Source organism: Verrucosispora sp. TAA-831 (genome assembly GCF_050780145.1).
Lineage (GTDB): Bacteria > Actinomycetota > Actinomycetes > Mycobacteriales > Micromonosporaceae > Micromonospora.
Map to the genome: position 1 here is coordinate 3,298,810 of NZ_CP192240.1, position 25,781 is coordinate 3,324,590.

Annotated in this window: 29 protein-coding genes and 2 riboswitches; of the genes, 21 read left to right on the plus strand and 8 right to left on the minus strand. The window is 72.4% G+C overall.

Features of this window, described 5'->3' with window-relative positions:
- Positions 1-15: 15 nt before the first annotated feature.
- Complete coding sequence (locus ACQVFL_RS14925; protein ID WP_431729652.1) at positions 16-918, minus strand: universal stress protein; 903 nt, start codon at positions 916-918, stop codon at positions 16-18.
- Between the two features lie 129 nt (positions 919-1,047).
- Here ACQVFL_RS14925 and ACQVFL_RS14930 point away from each other — a divergent pair, with 129 nt between their 5' ends.
- The 15 genes from ACQVFL_RS14930 to ACQVFL_RS15000 all read left to right on the plus strand — a co-directional run bounded on the left by ACQVFL_RS14930 (position 1,048) and on the right by ACQVFL_RS15000 (position 12,768).
- Positions 1,048-1,794, plus strand: a complete 747-nt coding sequence (locus tag ACQVFL_RS14930) for an SAM-dependent methyltransferase (RefSeq protein WP_431729653.1) — start codon at positions 1,048-1,050, stop codon at positions 1,792-1,794.
- A gap of 62 nt (positions 1,795-1,856) precedes the next feature.
- Positions 1,857-3,035: a PP2C family protein-serine/threonine phosphatase gene (locus ACQVFL_RS14935; RefSeq protein WP_396695392.1), complete on the plus strand. Its 1,179-nt coding sequence runs from the start codon at positions 1,857-1,859 to the stop codon at positions 3,033-3,035.
- Positions 3,036-3,078: 43 nt separating this feature from the next.
- The gene (locus ACQVFL_RS14940; protein WP_396695394.1) at positions 3,079-3,534 is read left to right on the plus strand and encodes a MarR family winged helix-turn-helix transcriptional regulator; all 456 of its coding nucleotides are present in this window, start codon (positions 3,079-3,081) and stop codon (positions 3,532-3,534) included.
- A gap of 298 nt (positions 3,535-3,832) precedes the next feature.
- Positions 3,833-4,468, plus strand: coding sequence for a CDP-alcohol phosphatidyltransferase family protein (locus ACQVFL_RS14945; RefSeq protein WP_431729654.1), 636 nt, complete (start codon positions 3,833-3,835; stop codon positions 4,466-4,468).
- Between the two features lie 67 nt (positions 4,469-4,535).
- On the plus strand, positions 4,536-5,435 hold the full coding sequence (locus ACQVFL_RS14950) for a DUF881 domain-containing protein (RefSeq protein ID WP_396695398.1): 900 nt from the start codon (positions 4,536-4,538) through the stop codon (positions 5,433-5,435).
- Positions 5,432-5,764: a small basic family protein gene (locus ACQVFL_RS14955; RefSeq protein ID WP_013733919.1), complete on the plus strand. Its 333-nt coding sequence runs from the start codon at positions 5,432-5,434 to the stop codon at positions 5,762-5,764. The genes ACQVFL_RS14950 and ACQVFL_RS14955 overlap by 4 nt, the downstream gene beginning before the upstream one ends.
- Positions 5,765-5,773: 9 nt before the next feature.
- On the plus strand, positions 5,774-6,745 hold the full coding sequence (locus ACQVFL_RS14960; protein ID WP_396695401.1) for a DUF881 domain-containing protein: 972 nt from the start codon (positions 5,774-5,776) through the stop codon (positions 6,743-6,745).
- Positions 6,746-6,803: 58 nt separating this feature from the next.
- Complete coding sequence (gene gcvH, locus ACQVFL_RS14965) at positions 6,804-7,184, plus strand: glycine cleavage system protein GcvH (RefSeq protein WP_396695403.1); 381 nt, start codon at positions 6,804-6,806, stop codon at positions 7,182-7,184.
- Positions 7,185-7,403: 219 nt separating this feature from the next.
- The gene (gene odhI, locus ACQVFL_RS14970; RefSeq protein WP_093402417.1) at positions 7,404-7,856 is read left to right on the plus strand and encodes an oxoglutarate dehydrogenase inhibitor Odhl; all 453 of its coding nucleotides are present in this window, start codon (positions 7,404-7,406) and stop codon (positions 7,854-7,856) included.
- Positions 7,857-7,906: 50 nt separating this feature from the next.
- A complete protein-coding gene (gene ftsR, locus ACQVFL_RS14975; RefSeq protein ID WP_396695842.1) occupies positions 7,907-8,608 on the plus strand; it encodes a transcriptional regulator FtsR in 702 nt (233 codons plus the stop codon).
- A 173-nt stretch (positions 8,609-8,781) separates the two neighbouring features.
- The gene (locus ACQVFL_RS14980) at positions 8,782-9,246 is read left to right on the plus strand and encodes a bifunctional nuclease family protein (protein WP_013733914.1); all 465 of its coding nucleotides are present in this window, start codon (positions 8,782-8,784) and stop codon (positions 9,244-9,246) included.
- A 209-nt stretch (positions 9,247-9,455) separates the two neighbouring features.
- Positions 9,456-10,052 (plus strand): MerR family transcriptional regulator, encoded by a 597-nt coding sequence (locus ACQVFL_RS14985; RefSeq protein ID WP_431729655.1) that lies wholly within the window; start codon positions 9,456-9,458, stop codon positions 10,050-10,052.
- A gap of 420 nt (positions 10,053-10,472) precedes the next feature.
- Positions 10,473-10,871, plus strand: a complete 399-nt coding sequence (locus ACQVFL_RS14990) for a group 1 truncated hemoglobin (RefSeq protein ID WP_396695408.1) — start codon at positions 10,473-10,475, stop codon at positions 10,869-10,871.
- A gap of 2 nt (positions 10,872-10,873) precedes the next feature.
- A complete protein-coding gene (locus tag ACQVFL_RS14995; RefSeq protein ID WP_431729656.1) occupies positions 10,874-12,052 on the plus strand; it encodes a globin domain-containing protein in 1,179 nt (392 codons plus the stop codon).
- Positions 12,049-12,768 carry a DivIVA domain-containing protein gene (locus ACQVFL_RS15000; RefSeq protein ID WP_396695412.1) on the plus strand — a complete coding sequence of 240 codons (720 nt, stop codon included), beginning with the start codon at positions 12,049-12,051 and terminating at the stop codon, positions 12,766-12,768. The genes ACQVFL_RS14995 and ACQVFL_RS15000 overlap by 4 nt, the downstream gene beginning before the upstream one ends.
- A 15-nt stretch (positions 12,769-12,783) precedes the next feature.
- Here the strand turns inward: ACQVFL_RS15000 and ACQVFL_RS15005 are convergent, their stop codons facing one another.
- Entirely contained in the window at positions 12,784-13,278 is a 495-nt protein-coding gene (locus ACQVFL_RS15005) for an NAD(P)-binding oxidoreductase (protein ID WP_431729831.1), read from the minus strand.
- Positions 13,279-13,337: 59 nt separating this feature from the next.
- On the opposite strand from ACQVFL_RS15005, the gene ACQVFL_RS15010 reads away from it, so the two are divergent.
- Both ACQVFL_RS15010 and gcvP read left to right on the plus strand, forming a co-directional pair.
- Positions 13,338-14,204, plus strand: a complete 867-nt coding sequence (locus ACQVFL_RS15010) for an NAD-dependent protein deacetylase (RefSeq protein ID WP_431729657.1) — start codon at positions 13,338-13,340, stop codon at positions 14,202-14,204.
- Positions 14,205-14,266: 62 nt separating this feature from the next.
- Positions 14,267-14,365, plus strand: a riboswitch (glycine riboswitch).
- Positions 14,366-14,443: 78 nt separating this feature from the next.
- Positions 14,444-17,263, plus strand: a complete 2,820-nt coding sequence (gene gcvP, locus ACQVFL_RS15015; protein WP_431729658.1) for an aminomethyl-transferring glycine dehydrogenase — start codon at positions 14,444-14,446, stop codon at positions 17,261-17,263.
- A 122-nt stretch (positions 17,264-17,385) separates the two neighbouring features.
- Here the strand turns inward: gcvP and ACQVFL_RS15020 are convergent, their stop codons facing one another.
- On the minus strand, positions 17,386-17,586 hold the full coding sequence (locus ACQVFL_RS15020; protein ID WP_131057861.1) for a DUF5999 family protein: 201 nt from the start codon (positions 17,584-17,586) through the stop codon (positions 17,386-17,388).
- A 96-nt stretch (positions 17,587-17,682) separates the two neighbouring features.
- Between ACQVFL_RS15020 and ACQVFL_RS15025 the strand changes: the two genes are divergently transcribed.
- On the plus strand, positions 17,683-18,957 hold the full coding sequence (locus tag ACQVFL_RS15025) for a chorismate-binding protein (RefSeq protein WP_431729659.1): 1,275 nt from the start codon (positions 17,683-17,685) through the stop codon (positions 18,955-18,957).
- A gap of 10 nt (positions 18,958-18,967) precedes the next feature.
- Positions 18,968-19,474, plus strand: coding sequence for a peptide deformylase (def, locus tag ACQVFL_RS15030; RefSeq protein WP_396695421.1), 507 nt, complete (start codon positions 18,968-18,970; stop codon positions 19,472-19,474).
- Here def and ACQVFL_RS15035 read toward each other — a convergent pair.
- A complete protein-coding gene (locus tag ACQVFL_RS15035) occupies positions 19,457-20,044 on the minus strand; it encodes a GNAT family N-acetyltransferase (RefSeq protein ID WP_431729832.1) in 588 nt (195 codons plus the stop codon). The genes def and ACQVFL_RS15035 overlap by 18 nt on opposite strands.
- A gap of 200 nt (positions 20,045-20,244) precedes the next feature.
- Positions 20,245-21,024: a sulfite exporter TauE/SafE family protein gene (locus tag ACQVFL_RS15040; RefSeq protein WP_396695423.1), complete on the minus strand. Its 780-nt coding sequence runs from the start codon at positions 21,022-21,024 to the stop codon at positions 20,245-20,247.
- A 175-nt stretch (positions 21,025-21,199) separates the two neighbouring features.
- Between ACQVFL_RS15040 and ACQVFL_RS15045 the strand changes: the two genes are divergently transcribed.
- Entirely contained in the window at positions 21,200-21,979 is a 780-nt protein-coding gene (locus ACQVFL_RS15045; RefSeq protein WP_396695425.1) for an endonuclease/exonuclease/phosphatase family protein, read from the plus strand.
- On the opposite strand, the gene ACQVFL_RS15050 is transcribed toward ACQVFL_RS15045, so the two are convergent.
- Both ACQVFL_RS15050 and ACQVFL_RS15055 read right to left on the minus strand, forming a co-directional pair.
- Positions 21,902-22,849, minus strand: coding sequence for a bifunctional 5,10-methylenetetrahydrofolate dehydrogenase/5,10-methenyltetrahydrofolate cyclohydrolase (locus tag ACQVFL_RS15050; protein ID WP_396695428.1), 948 nt, complete (start codon positions 22,847-22,849; stop codon positions 21,902-21,904). The genes ACQVFL_RS15045 and ACQVFL_RS15050 overlap by 78 nt on opposite strands.
- A gap of 13 nt (positions 22,850-22,862) precedes the next feature.
- Positions 22,863-22,946, minus strand: a riboswitch (ZMP/ZTP riboswitch).
- Between the two features lie 57 nt (positions 22,947-23,003).
- A complete protein-coding gene (locus tag ACQVFL_RS15055; protein ID WP_431729660.1) occupies positions 23,004-24,065 on the minus strand; it encodes an FAD-dependent monooxygenase in 1,062 nt (353 codons plus the stop codon).
- Positions 24,066-24,120: 55 nt separating this feature from the next.
- Between ACQVFL_RS15055 and ACQVFL_RS15060 the strand changes: the two genes are divergently transcribed.
- A complete protein-coding gene (locus tag ACQVFL_RS15060; protein ID WP_396695432.1) occupies positions 24,121-24,687 on the plus strand; it encodes a TetR/AcrR family transcriptional regulator in 567 nt (188 codons plus the stop codon).
- 9 nt (positions 24,688-24,696) lie between these two features.
- Here the strand turns inward: ACQVFL_RS15060 and ACQVFL_RS15065 are convergent, their stop codons facing one another.
- Positions 24,697-25,695: a tyrosine-type recombinase/integrase gene (locus ACQVFL_RS15065; protein WP_396695434.1), complete on the minus strand. Its 999-nt coding sequence runs from the start codon at positions 25,693-25,695 to the stop codon at positions 24,697-24,699.
- Between the last annotated feature and the right edge of the window lie 86 nt (positions 25,696-25,781).

The window sequence follows — 25,781 nt, forward strand, 5'->3', positions numbered from 1 at the left end:
GACGGACGTGCGCGTCTACCCGCCTGGTCCGCCGCCAACCCCCGGCGCGCGGACCACCGCCACGGGGCAGTGGCTGTGGCGCAGCGCCGCCTGGCTCACCGAGCCGCGCAGCAGGCCGCCGACCGGACCGTGTCCGGCACCGCCGACCACGAGGAGTTGGGCGCCGCGCGAGGCGTCGGTCAGCACGGTGCCGGCCCGTCCGCGTACCGAGTCGCGGGTGACCGACACCTCCGGGTAGCGCTGCGCCAGCCCGGCGAGCGACTCGGCGAGCACCCGGTCGGTGTCGGCGCGCAGCTCCGACTCGTCGTACACCAGCGGCTGCATGTCGCCGGGGCGGGTGGAGACCGGATGCCGGTAGGCGTGTGTCGCGACGACGGAGGTGCCGCGCAGGGCGGCGGTGCGGACCGCGAACTCGATCGCGTACCGGGACGTCTCGGTGCCGTCCACCCCGACCACGACCGGCCCGTCGGCGTGCTCCGTGCCGCGGGCCACCAGCACCGGGCAGCCGGCCGACGCGGCCACCGTGACCGTCACCGACCCCACCACCAGGGCGCCGAGACCCCCCAGGCCCTGATGGCCGAGGACGATCATCGCGGCGGTGGGCGCGGCGTCCAGCAGCACCGCGGCGGCCTCACCGTCGACGATCTCGCCGGTGACCCGCAGGTCGGGCGCGACCGCACCGGCCTCGTCGACCGCGTCGGCCACCACCTGCTCGGCCTGCTCCCGCAGCCCGGTGCCGGGCCGGTCGTCGGTCACCGCGGTGACCGGGGTACGCAGCAGCGGCCAGATGAAGGCGTGCCGTACCCGCAGCGGCAGGTCCTGTCGGGCCGCCTCGGTGGCGGCGAGCCGGATCGCGGCGCGGGACGGCTCCGAGCCGTCCACACCGACCACCACCGCCGCGCCGTTGATCGGGTCCACGGGCACCCTCCCGCCGCCGGTCGTCGTCGGGGCCAGTATCGCGGCCCGTGGGGGCCCGGCGGGGCGATACCGGTGAGGGGCACCGGGTCGGTACGCTGACGGCGAATGCCCGGGGAGGGAGCGTCGTCGATGGTGGAGCCCGACCAGCCGAGCACCGCACGGATGATCGATTTCTGGCTCGGCGGGGAGCACCACTACCCGGTCGACGTGGCGGCGGCCCGCGCCTTCGAGCAGGCGTACGGGCCCTGCGCCCCGGTGTTCCGGGCGCTGCGCGCCTTCCTCGGTCGGGCGGTCCGCGCGATCGCCGCCACCGGTGTGGACGGCTTCCTGGTCTTCGGGGCCGGGGTGCCGACGATGGGTAACGTGCACGAGGCGGCCCCCGACGCGACCGTGCTCTACACCGATGTGGACCCGGTGACCATCCGGCTGGGGCAGCAGATCCTCTCCGGCAGCGACCGGGCCGGGTACGGCTTCGGTGACGCCACGGACGTCGGCACGATCGACCCGGCGTTGCTGCACCGGTTCGTGCCGGGCTGGGGTCGGCGGCCGGTGGGGGTGGTGTTCCTCGGGCTCGCCGCCTTCCTCGACGACGAGACGCTCGCCCGGACCCTCGACGAGCTCTACACGGCCGCCGCGCCCGGCAGTCGCCTGGCGATCGACTTCGACACCGAGGAACTCGCCGGCCATCCGGAGGCGCTGGCCATGATGGGGCCGGCGTTCCGGATGCGCGCACCGGCGACGTTCGGGCCGCTGTTGGGCCGGTGGACGCCGACCGAGGACGGCATCGTGCCGGTGACCCACTGGCGTCCGCAGGGCCCGCCGGAGACGGTGCCGGACGCGTTCCACGGCTCGGTGGCGGTGCGGTCGGCCGGGTGACCATGGATGGAACCGCCTCCGTATGATGCTTGCCCCAGAGCAAGTATCTTCGGAGGAGCGACATGCCGGATGCGCCCACGGGGGTTTCGCGTGCCCTGCGCGAGGCTCCGCCCGATCGCGTGGTCGAGGCCGCCGACCGGGCCATCCGGTCGGTCCTGGGGGCGTCGGGCACCGTCGTGTTCGTCGCCGACTACCGGATCAGCGGCCTCTGGCCGGTGCTCGACTCGCGGCAGCCGGACGCCGCCGCGCACGCCCTGCCGGGGCCGCTGCAACGCTGCTTCAGCAGTCAGCAGCCGGTCCGGGACGGCGGGACCGACGGCCGCTGCCAGCTCTATCTGCCACTGTCGGTGTGGGGTGAGCGGCTCGGTGTGCTGGTGGTGGAGATGCCCGAGGAGCCGCCGGAGAGCGTGGTGCGTCGGGCCGCGGACATCGCCGGTGAGGTCGCGCTGGCGATGCACGCCGCCGATCGGGAGACCGACCGCTACCGACGGGCACGTCGGCAGGAGCGCCTGAGCATGGCCGCCGAGTTGCAGTGGGAACTGCTGCCGGGACGCAGCGTCAGTCACGGCTCGTTCCAGTTGGCCGGTCAACTGGAGCCGGCGTACACGGTGGGCGGTGACCACTTCGACTGGTCGCTGGACGACGGCCGGCTCACCGTGACCGTGCTCAACGGCGACGGGATCGGGCTGACCGCCGCCCTGCTGACCGCGGTGACGGTGAACGCGATGCGCAACGCCCGCCGGTCCGATGGTGGCCTGGTGGAGCAGGCCGAACTGGCCTCCGACACGGTCTACTACCAGCATCGGGGTCACCGGCACGTGGCCACCGTCCTCCTCGAACTGGACTGCGCCACCGGCCGGGTGCAGGCGGTGGACGCCGGTTCGCCGCACCTGCTGCGGCTGCGCGGCGGCACCGTTTCCCGGGTCCCGTTGGAGCAGCAACTGCCGTTGGGCATGTTCGCCGAGACCCGGTACGCGCTCCAGGAGTTCGACCTGGACCCGGGGGACCGGCTGTTCGTGGTCTCCGACGGGGTGTGGGGCGCCGACCCCAGTGGCCGCGAGACGTACGGCGAGCGGGCGATGGCGCGGTCCATGCGGGCCACACGGTTGCAGCCGCCGCCGGAGGCGGTTGGTACGGTGATGCGCGAGTTGCAGGCATTCCACGCGGACGCCGACCTACGTGACGACGCCGTGGTGGTCTGCCTGGACTGGCACGGTGCCGACGGCCGGACGCAGGACTGACGGCCCCGGCCGGTACGAGCGGGACAATCGCAGGGGACGTCGGGTGGAACGACCGGATCTCGCCGCGGCGATCGACGCAGCCGCCGAGTCGTTGGTGGGTGTGCTCGACTCCGCCGTCGCCCGGCACCGGTGGGCCGTCTCGCCCACCCAGTTGCGGGTGCTGTCGCTGCTCAGCAGCCGACCGGAGACCAACATCAACGGCCTGGCGGAGCTGCTGGACGTCGTTCCCTCCTCGGCCAGTCGGCTCTGCGACCGCTTGGAGGCGATCGGCCTGGTGCGCCGGGAGGCCGACCCGAGGGACCGGCGTGAGGTCCGCCTGACACCGACCGCCGCGGCGGAGGTGCTGCTGGGGGAGGTGCGTTCGCGCCGCCACGACGCCGTGCGGGTGGTCCTGGAGCGGATGCCGGCGCGGGTCCAGCATGACCTGCTGCGGGCCCTCAAGGCATTCGGTCAGGCCGCGACCGCCCCGCCGCCGGACTCCTCGGCCCGCAGCGCCTGACGCCCGACCTCCACCCATCATCCTAGGATGCCGTAGCGGCGGTGACGGTGCTCACACCGTCACCGGACGAACATCACCGACACCAACGTGAGCCGAGCGGGTCGAGGCGGGGTGGCGGCCCGCTATAGTGGCAGCGCATCCGACCGACCTGTGATCATCAACGGTGGGGCGGCGGGCCAGGGTGGATCCCGGATCGGGATCGCAGGGGGGTGCCGGCGCCAGCCGGCTCGACAGCGCGCACGGCGTTCCATGGCGGACCCAGGGGCCGAGGTGGGCCGCGTGCCGCGGAGGAGGTTCGGTGGCGCGTCGACCGGCTCGGGCAGAGCAACCACAGGCCCCCGAGGTCGACGCGCGGCGCTCCGACGACCGGGTCCTCACCCTGCCGAACCTGATCAGCTTCGTCCGCCTGCTGGGCGTACCGGTCTTCCTGTATCTGTTCCTGGCGGCCCGCGCCGACGTGGCCGCGATCGTGGTGCTGGCGGTCGGCGGCACCAGCGACTGGGTGGACGGGTGGATCGCCCGCCGGATGCGGCAGGTCAGTCGCCTCGGTGAGCTGCTCGACCCGCTCGCCGACCGGCTCTACATCCTCGCCACGCTGGTGGCCTTCACCGCCCGCGAGGTGGTGCCCTGGCAGTTCACCGCCGCGCTGCTGGCCCGGGAGCTGCTACTGGCCGGCTCGCTGGTGGTGCTGCGCCGCTACGGCTACGGCCCGCCGCCGGTGCACTACGTCGGCAAGACGGCGACGTTCCTGCTGTTGGCGGCGTTCCCGACGCTGCTGCTGGCCGCGACGGTGCCGGCCGCGTCGGCGGTGGCCGGTGCGATGGGCTGGGCGCTGGCCTGGTGGGGACTGGTGCTCTACTGGGTGGCCGGAGCGCTCTACGTGGTCCAGGCGCGTCAGCTGGTCCGCACGGTTGGTCGGGGAGAGACGGCATGAGCGAGCGCAGGCGAGCGAGTCATCGATGTCGCGGTGATGCGGGCGCGCAGCGTAGCGGAGCGACGGCATGAGCGAGCGCAGGCCGGGGTTCAGTCCGGACTTCCTCACCGAGCTGTTCCAGAATCCGTTGGATCCGGGGTACGCCGACGCCGCGGCGCGGCGGGCGAAGACCGGGAAGACGGCGCGTCCGGGGTGGTCGGTGGGGCCGGTCACGCTGGTGGTCGTGCTGCTGCTGGGTTTCCTGTGTGCGGTGGCGTACCGGCAGACGATGGCGGAGGAGCCGGGGCGCGCGCAGGCGCGGTCGGGGTTGGTCGGGCAGATCAAGCAGCGGCAGGGTGAGACGGACAACCTGTCCGTGCGGGCGGACGAGTTGCGTGCGGAGGTGACCCGGCAGCGGGAGGCGGCGCTGGGTGGTTCGCAGGCGGCGCGGCTGCGGGACCTGGAGGCGCGGGCGGGGCTGGGTCGGGTGCGCGGGGACGGTGTGGTGGTGCGGTTGGCCGACGGGCCGGACGGCGGGGAGTCGTTGAACGGGGCGAAGGTGGGTCCGTCGCGGGTGCTCTACAGCGATCTACAGGGGGTGGCCAACGACCTGTGGGGGGCCGGGGCGGAGGCGATCGCGATCAACGGGCAGCGGTTGACGGCGACGTCGACGATCCGGTCGGCGGGCGAGGCGATCCTGGTGGACTTCCGGCCGGTGACCGGGCCGTACGAGGTGTCGGCGATCGGTCCGGGGTCGATGCGTGAGGCGTACGAGGGTAGTCGCAGTGCGTTGACGATGCGCCGCGTGTCGCAGGCGAACGGGTTGTCGTTCGAGGTGCGGGACGCGGACCGGCTCACGTTGCCGGCGGCGCCGGAGCCGCGGCTACGCTACGCGGAGCCCGCGGTGAGTCCGAGTGTGTCGCCGTCGGGTGGTGACGAGTCGTCCGACTCGGGTACGTCACCCAGCCCTTCCGGAGGTGGTCGATGATCGCGGTGCTGGCTCTGCTGGCCGGTGTGGTGCTCGGGTTGTGGCTGGATCCGACGGTGCCGGCGGCGTTGCAGCCGTATCTGCCGATCGCGGTGGTGGCGGCGTTGGACGCGGTCTTCGGTGGGGTGCGGGCCAAGTTGGACCGGATCTTCGACGACAAGCAGTTCGTGGTGTCGTTCATCTCGAACGTGCTGGTGGCGGCGTTGATCGTGTATCTGGGTGACCAGTTGGGCGTGGGTGGTCAGTTGTCCACCGGTGTGGTGGTCGTGTTGGGGGTTCGCATCTTCGGCAATGTGGCGGCGATCCGCCGGCACCTGTTCCGGGCGTAGGTTGGTGTCGTGACTGACGAGCACACCGAGACGGGCACGGGGTGGCCGCAGCCGGCGGGTCCGGCTCGGCCGGGTGGGCCGGCGGGGGAGCCGGACCCGCGTCCGGACGCGCCGGATCCCGACGAGTTGAGTCCGTTGTCGCCGCCGGCTCGGCCGGAGTCGGGCGACGAGGTGACGCCGGCCGAGCCGGTGGAGCGGGACGGTTCCGGTGAGCGGGGCGAGGCTGTCGAGCGGGACGAGGTTGCGGGGAGCGCGGCTGCGGCGGGTGCGGGTGGTCCGCTGCGGCGGCTCAGTTCGGCGGCGGTGATGATCGGTGTGCTGCTGGTGTTGTTGGGTTTCACGCTGGCGGTGCAGTTGAAGACGACGTCGACGGATTCGTCGTTGGCGGCGGCGCGGCAGGAGGACCTGGTCCGGATCCTGTACGACCTGGAGGCGCGGGAGATGCGTCTGCGGCAGGACATCACGACGTTGGAGGAGAGCCAGCGTCAGTTGCGTTCGGGTGAGCAGGGGCGTCAGGCGGCGCTGGAGGAGGCGACCCGGCGGGCGGACGAGTTGGGGATCCTGGCGGGTACGTTGCCGGCGCGGGGGCCGGGGTTGGCGGTGCGGTTCCAGGCGGGTCCGGCGAAGCCGATCTCGGCGAGCGGGGTGTTGGACGCGGTGCAGGAGTTGCGGGGCGCGGGGGCGGAGGCGATGCAGATCTCCGGTGGTGACCGCGCGTCGGTGCGGATTGTGGCGTCGACGTATTTCCTGGACGGGGAGAACGGGTCGTTGATCGTGGACGGGCGTCGGTTGACGGGTCCGTTCACGATCACGGTGATCGGGGATCCGTCGACGATGCGTACGGCGCTCAACATTCCTGGCGGGGTGGTGGCGGTGGTGGCGCGCGACGGCGGTAACGTGATCGTCGAGGATCGTGAGGTTGCCGAGGTTTCGGCGCTGCACGTGCCGAGCACGCTGGAACACGCCCGTCCGGTCTCGTGAGGTCGGGTGGGGCCGGCACCGGTCGGTCCGGTGCCACCGATGGATGAGGACGCTGCTGGTGATTCCTGAGGAACTGCGTTACTCCGCTGAGCACGAGTGGGTGGCGACCGTGGACGGCGGTGCCGTGCGGGTGGGCATCACTCATTTCGCGCAGGACGCGTTGGGCGACATCGTGTTCGTGCAGTTGCCGGAGTCCGGTGCGGTGGTGGCGGCTGGTGAGTCGTTGGGTGAGATCGAGTCGACCAAGAGTGTGTCGGAGATCTACGCCCCGGTGGGCGGTACGGTGTCGGCGCGCAACGAGGCGCTGGTCGACACGCCTGAGGTGATCAACACGGATCCGTACGGTGCGGGTTGGTTGGTGGAGATCGCCGAGGTGGATCCGGCGGCGGTGGAGGGTCTGCTGTCGGCGGACGCGTATCGCGAGTTGACCGAGAGCTGATTCGGTTTCCCGGGCGCGGTCGGTGTGTGTGCCGCGCGTCCGGTTGCCCTGTTTTTCGGCGCTGGCTAGGCTCGCCCAGTCGACCGAGAACCCAATTAGTTGTGCGTCGCGGACAGCCTTTCCGGGCACGGAGAGCCAGCCGCCGGGTGGTGTGTAGCCCGGCGGCCAGACCCGCCGTTTCCTCGACGCCGACCGAAACAGATCCGTGAGGTGGTCCCCATGACTCGCCCAGGCGACGAGTTCCCCCCGCTCGACGTCACGTCGACGCTCAATCTGGGTTCGCTCGAGGAAGCGCTGGAGGGGCCGGACACCGATGTGGTGCCGAGCCGGATGTCCGGTTCGCTGCCGCCGGGGATGGCGCTGCTGGTGGTTCGTCGTGGTCCGAACGCGGGTGCGCGGTTCCTGCTGGATCATGATGTGACAACGAGTGGGCGGCATCCGGACAGTGACATCTTCCTCGATGACGTGACGGTGTCGCGTCGGCACGCGGAGTTCCACCGGGACGGTGGGACGTTCACGGTGCGGGACGTGGGCAGTTTGAACGGCACGTACGTGAACCGGGAGCGGGTCGAGGCGGCCACGTTGAGCAATGGTGACGAGGTGCAGATCGGCAAGTTCCGGGTCGTGTTCATCGCCGGTCCGCGCCCGGAGGGGGAGGCCGGCCGGGGGTGAACGAGCCTGCGGCTTCTCCGCCGTCCGGGGTGGGTCGTGCCCAGCCGTTGATGAGTATCGGCGAGGTGCTGGCCCAGTTGCGGGTGGATTTTCCTGACGTGACGATTTCGAAGCTGCGGTTCCTCGAGGCCGAGGGTCTGGTGGAGCCGCAGCGTACGGCGGCTGGTTACCGGAAGTACAGCTGGGACGACGTGTCGCGGCTGCGGTTCGTGTTGACGGCGCAGCGGGATCAGTATCTGCCGTTGCGGGTGATTCGTGAGCAGTTGGCGCAGTGGGATGCCGACGGTGCGGCGCTGGAGCGGTCGCGGCCGGCGTTGGTGGCGGTGGGCCCGGACGGTGAGGTGCCGGGGCGTGGTGCGGCGTCGTCGGTCGAGTCGGGTCAGGTGCGGCTGGACCGTACGCAGTTGGTGGCGCGCAGTGGGCTGGACGAGTCGACGTTGGGGGAGTTGGAGCGGCTCGGGTTGGTGGTGTCGGATCCGCCGGGTTGGTATGACGGGGATGCGTTGATCATCGCGAAGGCGGTTGCCGGTCTGGCGGCGTACGGGTTCCAGCCTCGGCATCTGCGGGGTTATCGGACGGCGGCGGATCGGGAGGTCGGTCTGTTCGCGCAGTTGGTGGCGCCGTTGGCGCGGCAGAGTGATCCGGCGGCGCGGGCGCGGGCGGCGGAGACGGCGCGGGAGTTGGTGGCGTTGTCGCAGCAGTTGCATGCGGCGTTGGTGCGGGTGGGGTTGCGGTCGACGTTGGGTCGGTGAGGTGCGTGTGCGCGCTGATCGGCGGGTTGGTGAGTGGCGTAGGCTTGCGGGGGTAACCCCTCTTCTGGGCACGGGCGTGGTGCGCGGAGCGCGTGAGATGGCCGTGTCGCGGTCCGTGTACCGTGCAGGGAAGGGCGCGGTGCGGCGTAGGTGACAACGACACGGAGGCGGCGGTGCGCGAGCTGAGCGTGGTCGGGGTTCGGGTGGAGTTGCCCAGTAACCAGCCGATCGTCCTGCTCAGGGAGGTCGAGGGGGACCGCTATCTGCCGATTTGGATCGGCGCGGTCGAGGCGACGGCGATCGCTTACGAGCAGCAGGGTGTCAAGCCGGCCCGGCCGTTGACCCATGATCTTCTGCGGGATGTGTTGGCGGCGTTGAAGGCGCCGTTGCGGGCGGTGGAGATCACCGAGCTGAAGGAGAACGTGTTCTTCGCCGATCTGTTGATCGGCGACGGGGTGCGGGTCTCGGCGCGGCCGAGTGATTCGATCGCGTTGGCGTTGCGGGTGGGTGCGCCGATTCGTTGTGCCGAGCAGGTCCTCAGTGAGGCGGGGATCGTGATTCCCGACGAGCAGGAGGACGAGGTGGAGAAGTTCCGGGAGTTCCTGGAGCAGGTGCGTCCGGAGGACTTCGCCGGTTGATCGGTGGCCCGGGTGGTGTCGTCCGGGCGGTGTGCGTGGCCACCATCGGGGCGTTACGGTCCGTGATGGTGATGGTTGTCGCTGTCGATGCGCGGCGTGTCGCGGTGGTTTCTCCGTGGTAACCCTGGTCGGTCGCTATAGGGTTGCCGTGTCGAGGGGTGCGCGTCCCGGAAGCGACGTGTCACCGCACTGACGGGGAGGTTGTCCGGATGCACGAGCCGCGAGATTCCGATCCGGTTACGGGGTGGGACGAGTCGGGTGGGATGCCCGGTTCGGCGACTGACAGTGACGGTGCGGTGGGGTACCGGGGTGTGACGGCCTGCCATGCGGTGGGGATCAGTTACCGCCAGTTGGACTACTGGGCGCGGACGACGCTGGTGGTGCCGAGTGTGCGGGACGCTTCGGGTTCGGGTACGCAGCGGTTGTACTCGTTCCGCGACCTGGTGGTGTTGAAGGTCGTGAAGCGGCTGTTGGACGCCGGGGTGTCGTTGCAGAACATCCGGAAGGCGATCGAGGCGTTGCGGTCGCGTGGCGTGGAGGATCTGGCGGGCATCACGCTGATCTCCGATGGGACGACGGTGTACGAGTGTCGGTCCCCGGAGGAGGTGGTCGATCTGTTGCAGGGCGGCCAGGGCGTGTTCGGTATCGCGATCGGTGGCGCGTTCAAGGAGATCCAGGGGTCGTTGTCGCACCTGCCGGCGGAGCCGGTGGGGGGCGTGGCGGAGTCGGAGCCGGAGGTTCCCGCGGGCGGGGATCCGGTGGGTGACGAGTTGGCGGCGCGTCGGGCGCGGCGGCGGGCCGGCTGAGGTTCGTCCGCCCGCCGGGTGTGGGCGAGGTTTTCTGCGCCCGTTTCGTCGATCACGCTGTGTCTCGGGACGGCTCGGGGAGCGTCGTGGCGCGGTGGGGTGTCGGCGCGTCGGGGTGGTCGTGTCGGTCCTGCTCAGCGGCGTGTTCTGTGACGGTTGTCCGGCTTGACCCGATAGCCGATTACGCTCGCCGTCCGTGATCCTGCGATCACGTCATGTGGCCGACTCTCCTGGAGCTGTGACGCTGTGTGTTCGCGTGTTGGCCCGTGGTGGATTGTTCGGGACTGACGGGCGCGGCGCGGCACGCTATCGTCCGACACGGTTCGCCTGACACCGCGCCGCGACGGCGAGGGTCGTGCGGCGGACGTCGCGCCGAATGCCGCGCGCTCGTTCACTTCTCCCCGGCGGAAGGACTGACCTGTGACGGTCACCGACGAGACCACCCCCGTGTCGCACTTCGAACGGATCGGTGGGGCCGCCTCGGTGCGGGCCGCCGTCGAGCTGTTCTACGACCGGGTGTGGGCCGACGCGGAGCTGGCCGGCTACTTCACCGAGGTCGACATGGCGACGCAGCGTCGGCACATGGCGTCGATGCTGACCGTGGTGCTGGGTGGCCCGAACGAGTACGCGGGCCGGGACCTCGCCACCGCGCACCGTCCGTTGCACATCCCGGTGGCGCACTACGTGCGGGTGGGTGAGCACCTGACGGCCACGTTGACGCAGTTGGGGGTGCCCGCCGACGTCATCACCGACGTGCAGGCGGTGCTGGCGCAGGTGCAGGACCAGGTGGTGGTCGACGGCGGCCGGGCGGACGCCTGAGCGTGGACATCTCCGGCCTCAAGCGGAGTTGGGCGCTGGTCACGGCGCACGGCGACCAGGTCCCGCTGTACTTCTACTCGACGCTGTTCCTGACGCATCCCGAGACCCGGCAGATGTTCCCGACGAACATGGCGGGGCAACGGGACCGGCTGGTCACCGCGTTGGGTCACATCGTGTCGCAGGTGGACCAGGTGGACCGCCTGGTGGGGTTCCTCCAGGATCTCGGCGCCGACCACCGCAAGTTCGCGGTGCGGGCGGAGCACTATCCGGCGGTGGGTGAGGCGTTGCTGGCGACGCTGCGGCACTTCCTCGGTGACCAGTGGACCGAGGAGTTGGCGCAGGACTGGGTGGCGGCGTACGGGTTGGTGGCGAAGGTGATGGTGGAGGCGGCGCAGGCCGCCGAGGCGGTGAATCCACCGTGGTGGGTGGCGGAGATCGTCGGCCATGAGCGGCGTGGCTTCGACGTGGCGGTCCTGACGGTGCGTCCGCAGTATCTGCTGCCGTTCACGGCGGGACAGTCGATCGGGGTGTCGCATCCGGCGGTGCGGGCGTGGCGGTACTACTCGCCGGCGAACGCGCCCCGTCCGGACGGCACCCTGGAGTTGCACGTGCGGGCGGCGCCGGGTGGTGCGGTGTCGTCGCGGTTGGTGTACGGCTGCGCGGTGGGTGACCAGGTGCACCTGGCGGCGGCGGTGGGGGAGTCGTTGACGTTGCGGGCGGCCGGGGCGGCGGATCTGCTGCTGCTGGCCGGGGGCACCGGGTGGGCGCCGTTGAAGGCGTTGGTGGAGCAGGTGTCGGCGGAGGGCGCGGGCCGGCAGGTCGACCTGTACGTGGGGGCGCGGTCGCGGACCGAGTACTACGACGGTGACCTGCTGGACAAGTTGGCGTCCTCGTACCCGTGGTTGCGGGTGACCCGGGTGGTGGGGGTGGACCTGGACCGGCCGGGGGAGTTCCTGCATCCGGTGGACCGGGCGCTCGCCGACGGCGACTGGCGGTCCCGGCACGTGTACGTGTGCGGGTCCGACGACATGGTGGCGTACGCGGTGTCGGCGTTGACCCGCGCCGGTTTCCATCCGGGGCAGGTGCACCACGAGGGCCCGGGCGCGCAGTGGTACGGCCCCGCGTGGCGGACGGCGATGCGTGGTCCTTCCGTCCCTGACGATTCCGGAGGTGCCCGGTGAGTGAACCCCGCAGTGACCAGTGGCGGGCAGGTTCGGTGGGTACGGCCCCGATCGGCCGGTACGACGGCACCCCGGTGTCCGGTGGGGCGCAGGTGCGGTTGACCGCCGACCGGGTGCGGCGGTGGGAGTTCGGTTCGGCGTCGTTCACCCGGCGCGGCTACGACCCGACCGCGGTGGACCGGTTCCGGATGCAGGTGGCCGACGAGTTGGATCGGCTCACCACGCGGGTGGCGGACCTGCGGGCGGACAACGAGATGCTCACCGGTCATGTGGAGTTGCATCGGCACGGGGTGATCCCGAGCGCGGGTCCGGCGACGGTGACTCCGGCGGCCAAGGAGGTGAACCTGCTGTCGGCGGCGCAGCGGGAGGCCGAGCAGATCATCGCGCAGGCGCACGACTACGCGCGGCGGGTCGCCGAGTACGCCCGCACCCAGTACGAGAGTTACGTGCGGGCGGCGGTGGAGGAGGCCCGGCAGCAGGCGGAACGGGCGGTGCAGGAGTACCGGGCGTCGGCGGGGCCGTCGTTCGACGACGGGGTGGCCGCGCGGGAGGCGCTGCGCATCTACGGCGAGATGATGATCTCGCACATGCAGGCGGCGGCGCGGCATCTCGACGACGGCAGGGCGCAGTTGGCGCGCACGATGGAACGCATCGGTGGGCCGGCGGCAGTGGACGGGCCACCGTCCCGTCCACTGCCGCGCCACCAGCAGCCCTGAGGCCGGTCCGGGTCCTCAGCGGCCGGTGTGGGCGGTCACCGCGGCGGTGATCGGGGTGGGACCGGCGACGGTCTCCAGGGTCAGGCCGGCGGTGGCGGGGGTGTCGAGCAGGGCGGCGAGGACGGCGGCGACGTCGGCGCGGCTGATCGGGCCTCGGGGGGCGTGCCGGTCGAGGGTGACGTGGCCGGTGGGCGGGTCGTCGGTGAGCCGGCCGGGTCGCAGCACGGTCCAGTCGAGGTCCCGGCGGGTCAGGTCGTCCTCGGCGGCCTTCTTGGCCCGCAGGTAGGCGACGAACACCTCGTCGGTGTCCGGCGGCGGGTCGCCGTCCACGCCCATCGAGGAGACCAGCAGGTAGCGGCGTACGCCGGCGGTGCGGGCGGCGTCGGCGAGCAGTGCGGCGGCGGCCCGGTCGACGGTGTCCTTGCGGGCGGTGCCGCTGCCCGGTCCGGCGCCGGCGGCGAAGACCACCGCGTCGGCGTCGGTGAGGTGCGCGGCGAGGCTCGAACCTATCCGGCCCCGGGTGCGGGCCGCTGCGGCTCGCTCGCCGAGGGACCGCCGGGTGGGGCAGCATGGTACGGGTGGACGACGTGATCGAGCAGGTGGCGGGGTTGGCGGCCGGTGGCGCGGTGGTGGTGCTCAGCGGCGCGGGCTTGTCCACCGAGTCGGGTATCCCCGACTACCGGGGGCCCAGCGGGGTGGCGCGCCGGCACACCCCGATGACGTACCAGATGTTCACCGGTGACGCGCAGGCCCGCCGCCGCTACTGGGCGCGCAGCCACCTGGGGTGGCGGTTGATCGCGCAGGCGGACCCCAACGACGGGCATCGGGCGGTGACCCGGTTGCAGCGGGCCGGTGTGGTGACGGGGATCATCACGCAGAACGTGGACGGGCTGCACACGACCGCCGGCAGCGCCGGGGTGGTGGATCTGCACGGCCGCCTCGACGAGGTGGTGTGTCTGGGCTGTGGGCGGCGGACGACCCGGCTGGAGTTGGACGGGCGGCTGCGGCGGGCCAATCCGGGGTTCGACGCGCAGGCCACCACGATCAACCCGGACGGTGACGTGGATCTCGACGACGCGCAGGTGGCCGGGTTCCGGGTGGTGGACTGCGGGGCGTGTGGCGGGATGCTGAAACCGGACGTGGTGTTCTTCGGCGAGACGGTGCCGGCTCCGCGGGTGGCGCGGTGTTTCACGATGGTGCGGCAGGCGCGGCTGCTGCTGGTGCTGGGCTCGTCGCTGACGGTGATGTCGGGGCGGCGGTTCGTGTCGGCGGCGGCCCGGCAGGACGTACCGGTGGTGATCGTCAACCAGGGGCCGACGCGCGGTGACGGGTACGCGCGGCTGCGGGTCGACGCCCCACTGGGGCGGCTGGTGCCGGCGCTGGCCGACCGGCTCTGCCCGGCGGGGGCGGACACCGTGGTGACCGCCGTCTCCTGAGCCGGTGGCCCGGGGCTTCGGTGTGGGCGGGCGGGGACGCTGGTAGCGTTGATCGTGCCGGTAGCACCCGCGTGGGAGAGACCGCCTGGCGGCAGCCGGGGCGGCGCCGAAGGGGCAAATCCTCCCCGGAACCTCTCAGGCAAAAGGACCGCGTGGGGCAGGCACTGTGGAGCGCCCGTGGGGTGTGACAGAGGGGGAGGGCCGACCTGTCGACCCCGCCCCCCGCAGGAGCGCCCCTCATGACCTCAGAGTTCGCCGACCGTCACATCGGTCCGGGCCCGGACGACGAACGCCGGATGTTGGCCACGGTCGGGTACGCCTCGATCGACGAGCTGATGGACGCGGCGATTCCCGAGGTGATCCGCTGGCACGGCCGTCTGGACCTGCCGGAGCCCTCTGGTGAGCACGAGACCCTGACCGAGTTGCGGGCCCTCGCCGACCGCAACACCGTGGCCGTGTCGATGATCGGTCTGGGCTACCACGGCACGTACACCCCGGCGGTGATCCGCCGTAACGTGCTGGAGAACCCGGCCTGGTACACCGCGTACACGCCGTACCAGCCGGAGATCAGCCAGGGCCGGTTGGAGGCGCTGCTGAACTTCCAGACCATGGTGTCGGACCTGACCGGTCTGGCGACGGCGAACGCGTCGATGCTCGACGAGGGCACCGCGGCGGCCGAGGCGATGACGTTGGCGCGGCGGGCGTCGAAGAGCAGCAGCCCGGTGTACGTGGTCGACGCCGACGCCCTGCCGCAGACCATCGCGGTGATCGCCGGTCGGGCCGAGCCGCTCGGCATCGAGGTGCGGGTGCTGGACCTGACCGCGCAGGAGCTGCCGGCGGAGTTCTTCGGCCTGCACCTGCAGTATCCGGGCGCGTCCGGGGCGGTCCGTGACCAGGCGGCGCTGGTGGCGGCGGCGCACGAGGTCGGCGCGTTGGTGACGGTGGCGGCGGACCTGCTGGCGTTGACGGTGCTGCGGGCGCCGGGGCACATCGGCGCGGACATCGCCGCCGGCACCACCCAGCGTTTCGGGGTGCCGATGGGCTTCGGTGGGCCGCACGCCGGCTACCTGGCGGTGCGGGCCGGGTTGGAGCGGATGCTGCCCGGCCGGCTGGTCGGGGTGTCCCGCGACACCGCGGGCGACCCGGCGTACCGGCTGGCGTTGCAGACCCGGGAGCAGCACATCCGTCGGGAGAAGGCGACCAGCAACATCTGCACCGCGCAGGTGCTGCTGGCGGTGATGGCCGGCATGTACGCCGTCTACCACGGTCCGGACGGGCTGCGGGCGATCGCGACGCGCACCCACGAGGCGGCGGTGCGGCTGGCCGCCGGGCTGCGGGCCGGTGGCGTCGACGTGGCCGACGTGCCGTTCTTCGACACGGTGACGGCGACGGTGCCGGGGCGGGCCGCCCAGGTGGTGGCCGACGCGGCGGCGCGTGGGGTGAACCTGCGGCTGGTCGACGACGACCGGGTGGGCATCTCCTGCGACGAGACCACCACGGCGCAGCACCTGGACGCGGTGTGGGCGGCGTTCGGGGTCGACGGGGTCGACGGCGCGGTGACGGCGGCGCTGCCGGACGGGTTGCGGCGTACCGACGAGTTCCTCACCCACCCGGTGTTCCGGTCGCACCACTCGGAGACGGCGATGCTGCGCTACCTGCGGCGGCTGGCCGACTTCGACTACGCCCTGGACCGGGGCATGATCCCGTTGGGGTCGTGCACGATGAAACTGAACGCCACCACCGAGATGGAGCCGGTGAGCTGGGCGGAGTTCGCCCACATGCACCCGTTCGCCCCGGCGGAGCAGACCGCCGGCTACCGGGAGATGATCGGCCAGTTGGAGGGGTGGCTGGCCGAGGTGACCGGCTACGACGCGGTCAGTGTGCAACCCAACGCCGGGTCGCAGGGGGAGTTGGCCGGGTTGTTGGCGATCCGCGCGTACCACCGTGACCGGGGTGAGGGGCACCGGGACGTGTGTCTGATCCCGTCGTCGGCGCACGGCACGAACGCCGCCAGCGCGGTGATGGCCGGGATGCGGGTGGTGGTGGTCGGCTGCGACGACGACGGCAACGTCGACCTGGTCGACCTGGACGCCAAGATCGACCGGCATCGGGACGCCCTGGCGGCGATCATGGTGACGTACCCGTCGACGCACGGCGTGTACGAGACCGGCATCGCGTCGCTGTGCGCGAAGGTGCACGACGCCGGTGGCCAGGTGTACGTCGACGGCGCGAACCTCAACGCGCTGGTCGGGTTCGCCAAGCCGGGTCGGTTCGGGGCTGACGTGTCGCACCTGAACCTGCACAAGACGTTCTGCATCCCGCACGGCGGTGGTGGCCCGGGGGTGGGGCCGGTGGCGGTGCGTGCGCACCTGGCGCCGTTCCTGCCCGGTGACCCCGGTGGTGTCCCGGTCGACGGGCGGCCGGCGATCTCGGCGGCCCGGTACGGGTCGGCGGGCATCCTGCCGATCCCGTGGGTGTACCTGCGGATGATGGGCGCCGACGGGCTGGCCCGGGCCACCGGGGTGGCGGTGCTGGCGGCCAACTACGTGGCGGCGCGACTGCGGGAGCACTTCCCGGTGCTGTACGCGGGCAACAAGGGTCTGGTGGCCCACGAGTGCATCCTGGACCTGCGGCCGATGACGAAGGCGACCGGCGTGAGCGTCGACGACGTCGCCAAGCGGTTGATCGACTACGGGTTCCACGCGCCGACGATGTCGTTCCCGGTGGCGGGGACGCTGATGGTGGAGCCGACCGAGAGCGAGGACCTGGCCGAGCTGGACCGGTTCTGCGACGCGATGATCGCCATCCGGGCGGAGATCGACGAGGTGGCGGCGGGCCGCTGGCCGGCCGGGGACAACCCCCTGTCCAACGCGCCGCACACGGCGGCGATGGTGGCCGGCGACGAGTGGCCGCACCCGTATCCGAGGTCGGTGGCCGGCTACCCGGGCGGCGTGGACCGGGCGGGGAAGTACTGGCCGCCGGTGCGTCGGGTCGACGGCGGCTACGGCGACCGGAACCTGGTCTGCTCGTGTCCGTCGCCGCAGGCGTACGAGAGCTGACGGCAGCCGCGCCGGGGCGGTCGGTGCCGCCCCGGCGTCGCGCTCGACCTGCTGGTGACGCTCCCCGGTGGGAGGACTAGCCTGGGTCGACGCGGGAACAGTCGTGACGGTTCGTGATCAGGTCAGGCGGCGAGGGCGTGTCGGGCGGGGCCGCGGTGCGGTGCGATGCTGCTGCCGTCGGGCAGCAGTTCGCCGGTGTCCTCGAAAACGATGACGCCGTTGCAGAGCAGACTCCAGCCCTGCTCACGGAAGCAGGCGATGACCTTGGCGGCTTCCCGGTCGGTGGCTTCGGCGGAGGGACAGGTGGGTTGGTGCTGGCACATCGGGTTCTCCGGACTGTGGGGGCACTGTGTCATGGTTCACATGACCAGTGACGCACAGTACCAAGCAAACGCACGGCGCATCGAGCAGAAGTGCGCGTGGTCCGTGGGAAATCCGCTGAACGGATGAGCCACAACCACCCAGACGTCGTGGAAGCGCTCCCACGGACGGTGGTCGATCCCTTACCGCTCGACCCGCCGGCCGCCCCCACACCCTGCCGCGGCCACCGCGTCGAACGCGCCCGCTGGCAGTGGCGCCCCACCGACGGCGGCGACCCCGCCACCGCCGTGCAGGACTTCCTCGCCGCCCACGGCCTGCCCCTGCACGACCTGGCCCGCCCCACCCGCCCCCACCACCGCGACGACCCCGTCTGCGGCGCCGCCCTGTACGTCTCCGCCGCCGCCGGCGCCCTACTCGCCGGCGGCGACCCCGGCGCCGCCAACCCCGCCGACCTACCCGAGGTCGCCGTCGTCGTCTACGGCCACACCGACACCCCCACCACCCCCACCCCCACCCCGACCGGGACGTGGTGGCGCGGCCCCTGGACCGAGAGCTGGACCCCCGCCGCCCACGCCGACGCCGTCCGCGCCGTCCGCACCGCCATCGGCCACGGCGACGTCTACCAGGTCAACGTCGTCGGCCACGCCGCCGCCCCCTACCGAGGCGACCCCCGACCCGCCCTGGCCCGCCTCGGCCGCCTCCCCGGCGCCCGCTACGGCGGCGTCCTGACCGGCAACGGCTGGGCCATCGGCTGCGCCAGCCCCGAAACCCTCGTCGAGGTCCGCGCCGGCACCCTCACCACCCGCCCCATCAAAGGCACCCGACCCGCCACCGCCGCCGGCCGCGCCGACCTGCTCACCTCCGCCAAGGAACGCGCCGAACACATCATGATCGTCGACCTGGAACGCAACGACCTGGCCCGCGTCGCCCGCACCGGCAGCGTCCGCGTCGACGACCTGTTCGCCGTACGCCGCTGGTGCGACCTGTGGCAGGCCGAATCGACCGTCCGCGCCGACGCCGCCGACGGACTCGGCCTCGCCGACCTGCTGCGCGCCGTCTGCCCCGGCGGCTCCGTCACCGGCGCCCCCAAACTCGCCGCCCTACACCACATCGCCGCCCTCGAACCCGTCGGCCGCGGCGCCGGCATGGGCGCCCTCGGCTGGGTCGGCCCCGACCACCTCGACCTCGGACTGACCATCCGCACCGCCGCCACCGACCGCCACCGCGTCCACGTCTGGGCCGGCGGCGGCATCACCTGGGACAGCGACCCGGACGCCGAAGTCGCCGAAGCCGCCGCCAAGACCGCCCCGGTTCGCGCCGCCCTCGACCCGACCCGCCCTGGCCGCCCCACCGCCGGCACCACCGACCGATAACCTTGCCGACATGACCATGCGGGACATTCGAATCATCGGCGACCCGGTGCTGCGCACCCCCAGCGAAGCCGTCACCAGCTTCGACGCCGACCTACGCGCCCTGGTCACCGACCTGATGGACACCCTGCTCGGCGCACCCGGCCGCGCCGGCGTCGCCGCACCCCAGATCGGCGTCAACGCCCAGGTGTTCGTCTACGACGCCGATGGCCACCGCGGCCACATGATCAACCCCACCCTCGAACTGTCCGACGAACTCGCCGACGACGACGAGGGCTGCCTGTCCATCCCCGGCCTGTACTTCCCGACCCCCCGCGCCCTGCACGCCACCGCACACGGCTACGACCAGCACGGCGAACCCCTCACCATCGCCGGCAGCGGCTTCCTCGCCCGCGCCCTGCAACACGAGACCGACCACCTCGCCGGCCGCCTCTACGTCGACACCCTGCGCGGCGACGTGCGCCGCCGAGCCCTGCGGGAGATCCGCGCCGGCCGCTTCACCTCACCCCGCCGCACCTGACCCGCCCGCCGCCACCCACTCGTCCCGGGTGATCGCGTACTCCACCTCACCGGCCTGCGCCCCCGGCAACGGATCCGACCACGACAGGTGGAACGCACGCACCTGACGCATCCCCACCGCCGCCATCGTCGCCCGCGACCCCACGTTGACCGCCATCGTCTCGGCGAAGATCCGCGACAACCCCAGGTCGACGAAACCGTGCCGGATCAACTCCCGGGCCCCCTCCGACGCCAGACCCCGCCGCCAGAACCGACGCGCCAACCGGTACCCCAACTCGGCCTGACCCACCACCGGCCCCTGATCGGCCCGCGACGGCGGCTCCAACAACCACCAGCCGACGAACTCGCCCTCGGTCGACCCGGCCCAGAACCCCAACCCCGGCGACCGCCGCGCCACCGCCAACCGCTCCCGGTGCAACCGCGCCACCTGCGCCGCCGACCGCACCGGCGCCAGGAACCGCATCACCTCCGCGTCGGCGTCCAACGCCATCTCGTGCGGCAGATGCACATCAGCCAACGGCACCAACACCAACCGCGCGGTACGCAGAACCACCTGGGACACACGCGTCATCATCCCGGCCAGCGGTCGCCGCCACCACCGTCGGCGACACCGCACCGACACGGCAACACCACCGAGTCCCCACCCCGAGACCACGACGTGTACGGCCAGAAGAACAACGGATCCCGCCCCAACAGACCCGCCAGGACGGCCCGGTCGTGTTCCACGCGCACCGACACCCGCCGATGATCACACGCGCCGCGGCACGCCGCTCACCCCGCCAGCCACTGGTCGTAACCCAACCTCGCCACCAACGCCACCACCACCAGCAACAGCACCGCCCGCACGAACCCCGCCCCCCGCCGCAACGCCATCCGCGCCCCCACCAGCGCCCCGACGATGTTGCACACCGCCATCGCGGCCCCCAACAACCACCACACGTGCCCGGTCACCGCGAACACCGCCAACGCCCCCGCGTTCGTCCCCGCGTTCACCACCTTCGCCATCGCCGACCCGTGCAGAAAATCCGCCCCCACCACCGCGGTGAACGCCACCACCAGGAACGTGCCGGTACCCGGCCCGATCAACCCGTCGTACAGGGCGATACCCACCCCCGCCACCAACACCGCCACCACGATCCGCCCCCGGGTACGCCGCCCCGGAAACGACGACACCCCCAACCTTGGCCGCAACACCACGAACACCGCCACCGACACCAACACCACCAACACCACCGGCCGGTACGCCGACGGCGGCACCGCACCCGCCAACGCCGCACCCACTCCCGCGAACAACACCGCCAGACCCGCCGCCGGCCCCGCCACCGCCCAATCCACCCGCGTACGCCGCGCATACGTCACCGCCGCCGCCGACGTGCCCGCGATCGCCGCCAACTTGTTCGTGCCCAACGCCGTCGCCGGCGGCACACCCGGCGCCGCCACCAACAACGCCGGCAACAACAACAACCCGCCGCCACCCACCACCGCGTCCACCCAACCGGCCAACACGGCAGCGGTCAGCAGCAGCGCGACCGTCGACGGATCCAGCTCCACGGCGGCATTCTTCCCACCCCGAGGCACCCCACGCCGCCGCCTGTGGCCAGCCTCACCGGCCCCGACGCCGCCGCAACCACACCCCGGCCGCACCCACCGCCACGAACACCACCATCGAACAGAACAACACCCGCAGCATCGGGCAACTGTCCCACGGCATCGATAAGGTGACACGGTGCGCCTGGCCACGTTCAACCTGCTGCACGGCCGATCCCTGAGCGACGGCCTGGTCGACCCGGCCCGCCTCGCCGCCGCCGTCACCGCCCTCGACGCCGACGTGCTCGCCCTCCAGGAAGTCGACCGCGACCAGTCCCGCAGCGGCAACCACGACCTCACCGCCATCGCCGCCCAGGCCCTCGGCGCCACCGAACACCGCTTCGCCGCCGCCGTCGTCGGCACCCCCGGCGAAGCGTTCCGCCCCCTGCGCCACGACGACGACGGCCACGGCGAACCCTGCTACGGCATCGGCCTCGTCTCCCGCCACCGGGTCACCGCCTGGCACATCACCCGCCTACGCCCGGCACCCCTACGGTCCCCGGTCTACGTACCCGGCCCCCGCGGCGGCCTCATCCTCCTGCACGACGAACCCCGCGTCGTCCTCGCCGCCGTCCTGGACACCCCGCACGGACCCCTCACCGTCGCCGCCACCCACCTGTCCTTCGTGCCCGGCTGGAACATCCGCCAACTCCGCCAGGCCGTCCGCGTCCTCCGCGCCCTGCCCGCCCCGCGCATCCTGCTCGGCGACCTCAACCTGCCCACCTGGGCCGCCCGCCTGGTGTCCCGCTGGCAACCCCTCGGCCGCCGCCCCACCTACCCCGCCGGGCAACCCCGCGTCCAACTCGACCACATCCTCGCCGACCGGCAGGACCTGCACCGGCTACCGCCCGTCACCGGCGTACGGACCCCGCTGGCCACCATCTCCGACCACCGGCCCCTGCTGGTCGACCTCGGCTGACCCCACCGCCGCCCGGGCCGCCCGCAGCGCGTTGCGGAACAGCATCGCCACCGTCACCGGACCCACCCCACCCACCCGCGGCGTGATCGCCCCCGCCACCCGCGCACACGACGGATCCACATCCGGCACCAACCGCCGCCCCGCATACCGCACCCCACCACCCACCACCACCGCACCCGGCCGCACATGCTCCGGCCGCACGATCCCCGGCACCCCCGCCGCCGCCACCAGGATCTCCGCCCGACGCGTATACCTCGGCCAGTCCGCCACCCCGGTGTGCACCACCGTCACCGCCGCGTTCGCCGTCGGCCGCTTCTGCGCCAACAACACCGCCAACGGCCGCCCCAACGTCGCACCACGCCCCAACACCACCACCTCCCGACCCGCCACCGGCACCCCGTGGAACGCCAACAACGCCTCCACACCCGCCGGCGTACACGGCACCGGACCCGGCAACCCCAGCGCCAACCGCCCCACGTTCACCGGATGCATCCCGTCCACGTCCTTGTCCGGGTCCAACACCTGCAACGCCCGGTCGAAGTCCAACCCCGCCGGCACCGGATGCTGCACCAACACCCCGTGCACACCCCGGTCCGCGCCCAACTCCGCCAGCACCGCATGCAGATCCGCCTGCGACGCCGACCCCGGCAACCGCACGTGCCGCGACGCGAAACCCAGCTCCGCCGCCTGCCGCTGCTTGATCCCGACGTACCGGGCGCTCGCCTCGTCGTCACCCACCAGCACCGTCGCCAACGCCGGAGTCACCCCCGCCGCCCGCACCGCCGCCACACCCTCGGCCACCTCGGCCAGAACACGCTCCGCCACCGGCACACCGGGCAACAACCGGGCCGTCGTCGACGTCGTAGACATGGCTCACCTCGACCGCGGAGGCCCAGGCGGACGACCCCCACGACGAGCTTCCCGATGGTCGATCCCATCCCCGGTGCCGCCAGTCGCGTCACCCGCAGCCTCGCACACCCGAGGCGGCCACCACCACCGTCCACTCCGGGGAACCACACGCTTGTCAGCCCGGGGGACCGAACGCCAACGCCACCCGCAACGCCACGTCCCGCACGCGGGTGAACCGCCGCACCTGCGCCAACCGGCCCGCCCGCACCGCCATCGCCGCCATCCGCTGCGTCGGCACCCGCCGGTGCCCGTCGTACCGGGCCAACGCCGACGACACGCCCGACTCCGCCGCCGACGCCTCCGCCAACGCCACCGCGTCGATCAACGCCTGGCAGGCGCCCTGCCCCAGATCCGGCGTCATCGCGTGCGCCGCGTCGCCCACCAACACCCACCGCCCCCGCACGTACGTCGGCAGCGGCGGCAGGTAGTGCACGTCGTGCTGCAACACCCCGGCCGCGTCGACGCGGTCCAGCACCGCCGGGACCGGATCGTGCCAGTCACCGAACCACCGCCGCAACGCCGCCAGATCACCCGCCGGCGGCCGGAAACCCTCCGGCGCGGCCACCGCCGCATACCAGTTGGCCACCCCGGGAGCCTGCGGCGTCACCCCGAACTTGCGCCCCGGACCCCACGTCTCCCCACCGGAGGCCACCTCCAACGGCACCGTGCCACGCCACGCCGTCACCCCCGAATAGCGCAGCGGAAACCGGTCACCGAACATCGCCGCCCGGGTCGCGCTGCGGATCCCGTCCGCGCCGACCACCACGTCGTACCCGTCACCCAGCTCCGCCGGACCCGCCACCGGCGCGCCGAAACGCACCGTGCCCGCCGGCAACGCCTCCGCCAACAGACCCAGCAACGCCGGCCGCGACAGCAGCAGCACCCCCTCACCGTGCCGCCGACGGATCCGCCCCACGTCCAACCGGGCGATCACCGTCCCGTCCGGGCGACGCATCGCCCCGTCCGGCTGCGCCCGCCCCCGTTCCCGCGCGAGCGCACCCACACCGAGGCGATCCAATGCCCGCAACGCCGACGGCCAGATCCCCAACCCGGTGCCCGTCTCGGGCAGCCCCGCCGCCCGCTCGAACACGGTCACCGTCCACCCGGCGCGCAGCAGTCCCACGGCCACCGCCAGCCCACCCACGCCGCCTCCGATGACGGCCGCTGATCCTCGCATCACCCGACCGTACTACAACTGTAGTTGCCTTCACTACTGCTGTAGTCTCACGCACGTGGACGCCCGCCAACAACGCCTCCTCGACGCCGCCATCGCCGTCCTCGGCACCCGCGGCCCCCGCCACCTCACCCACCGCGCCGTCGACGACCAGGCCGAACTCCCCACCGGCTCCACCTCCAACCGCTACCGCACCCGCGAAGCCCTCATCGCCGGCGTCCTCACCCGCATCCTCGACCTCGAGACCACCGGCTGGAACCACCTCGCCGGCACCCTCGACCACATCGACCCCACCACCTTCACCACCGCCCTCGGCACCCTCGTCCACGATCTCAGCACCACCCACCGCGCCCTCACCCTCGCCCGACTCGCGATCTTCGCCGAAGCCGCCCACCACCCCGCCCTGCAACACCAGATCGGCCGACGCCAACACGACCTCGCCGCCTGGGCCACACCACTGCTCGCCGCACTCGGCGCCCGCCACCCCGGCACCGCCCTGCGACTCCTGCTCGCCCTCATCGACGGCCTCCTCAACAACCAACTCGCCAACCCCGACCCCGACTTCGACCCCACCGCCGCCATCGCCGCGATCCTCCCGGCCGTCCTCGACGCCCACCCCGCCTGAGGCCACACCTCACGACGACGGCCGTACCAACCCCACCAACGCCCGGTACGTACGGTTCACCCGCGCCGCCTCCCGCTGCTGCCCCGACGTCACCTCGATGTACGTCTGCGACGACGCCAGCGACGCATGCCCCAACAACCGCATGATCTCCGCCGCGCCCGCCCCGTCCTCGGCCAACCGCGTCGCGAACGTGTGCCGCAACGCGTGCAACCGCGCCCCACGCGGCACCCGGTCACCGATCCCCGCACGCCGGTAACAGGACTCCACCAGATACTGCAGTCCGCCCCGCCGCAACGCCTCACCCTGCCGATCCACCAGCAACGGCGAGGCCGGCCGCACCGTCCGCGAACCGAACCGACGCACCCGACTGTCCAGATAGTCCGCCAGCAACGCGTCCAGATCCGGCTCCACCGGCAACACCCGAGGACGCCCACCCTTGCCGGCCACCTCCAACCGGCGCTCACCCGGCCGCCCCGCCAACGAACCGACCCGCAACGCCAGCAACTCCGACAACCGCAACCCGGCACACAGCGCCAGCGCCAACACCGCCACGTCCCGCTCCGGCCACGGATCCCGCTGCCGCCCCCGCGCCTGCGCCGCCGCCGCGAGCAACCGCTCGGGAGTGTCCTCACCCCGCAACGGCTTCGGCACCGGCACCGGCGTCCGGGGCCGACCCACCGCCGGCATCGGATTGCCGGCCACCACCTGCTCGGCCACCAGGAACGAGAAGAAGCCGTTCCAGGTCGACCAGGCGCGCCCCACCGAGGCGGCGGCCCTGTCGGCGGCGAACCGGGCGAACGCCGCCCGCATGAGCCTGGGGGAGAGCGCCTCGATGGACAGTGCATCGAGGGGGAGGGGAGGGGCGACCAGCTCCGCCGCGAGCACGGCCACCGCGGTCAGGTCCCGCCGGTACGCCGCCTGGGTGTGCGGGGAGGGCTTGCGCGTCGCCCGGGAGGTCAGGAACTCCTCGATCAACACCCGTACCGTTTCATCCCTTTTGTCATGCATAAGGGATATTATGCATGATTTTCGGGTTCACCGCCGACCCAGGGGAGCGGGGTCGGCTCGCGCCGCGCCGCACCGAGCGCCGCGCC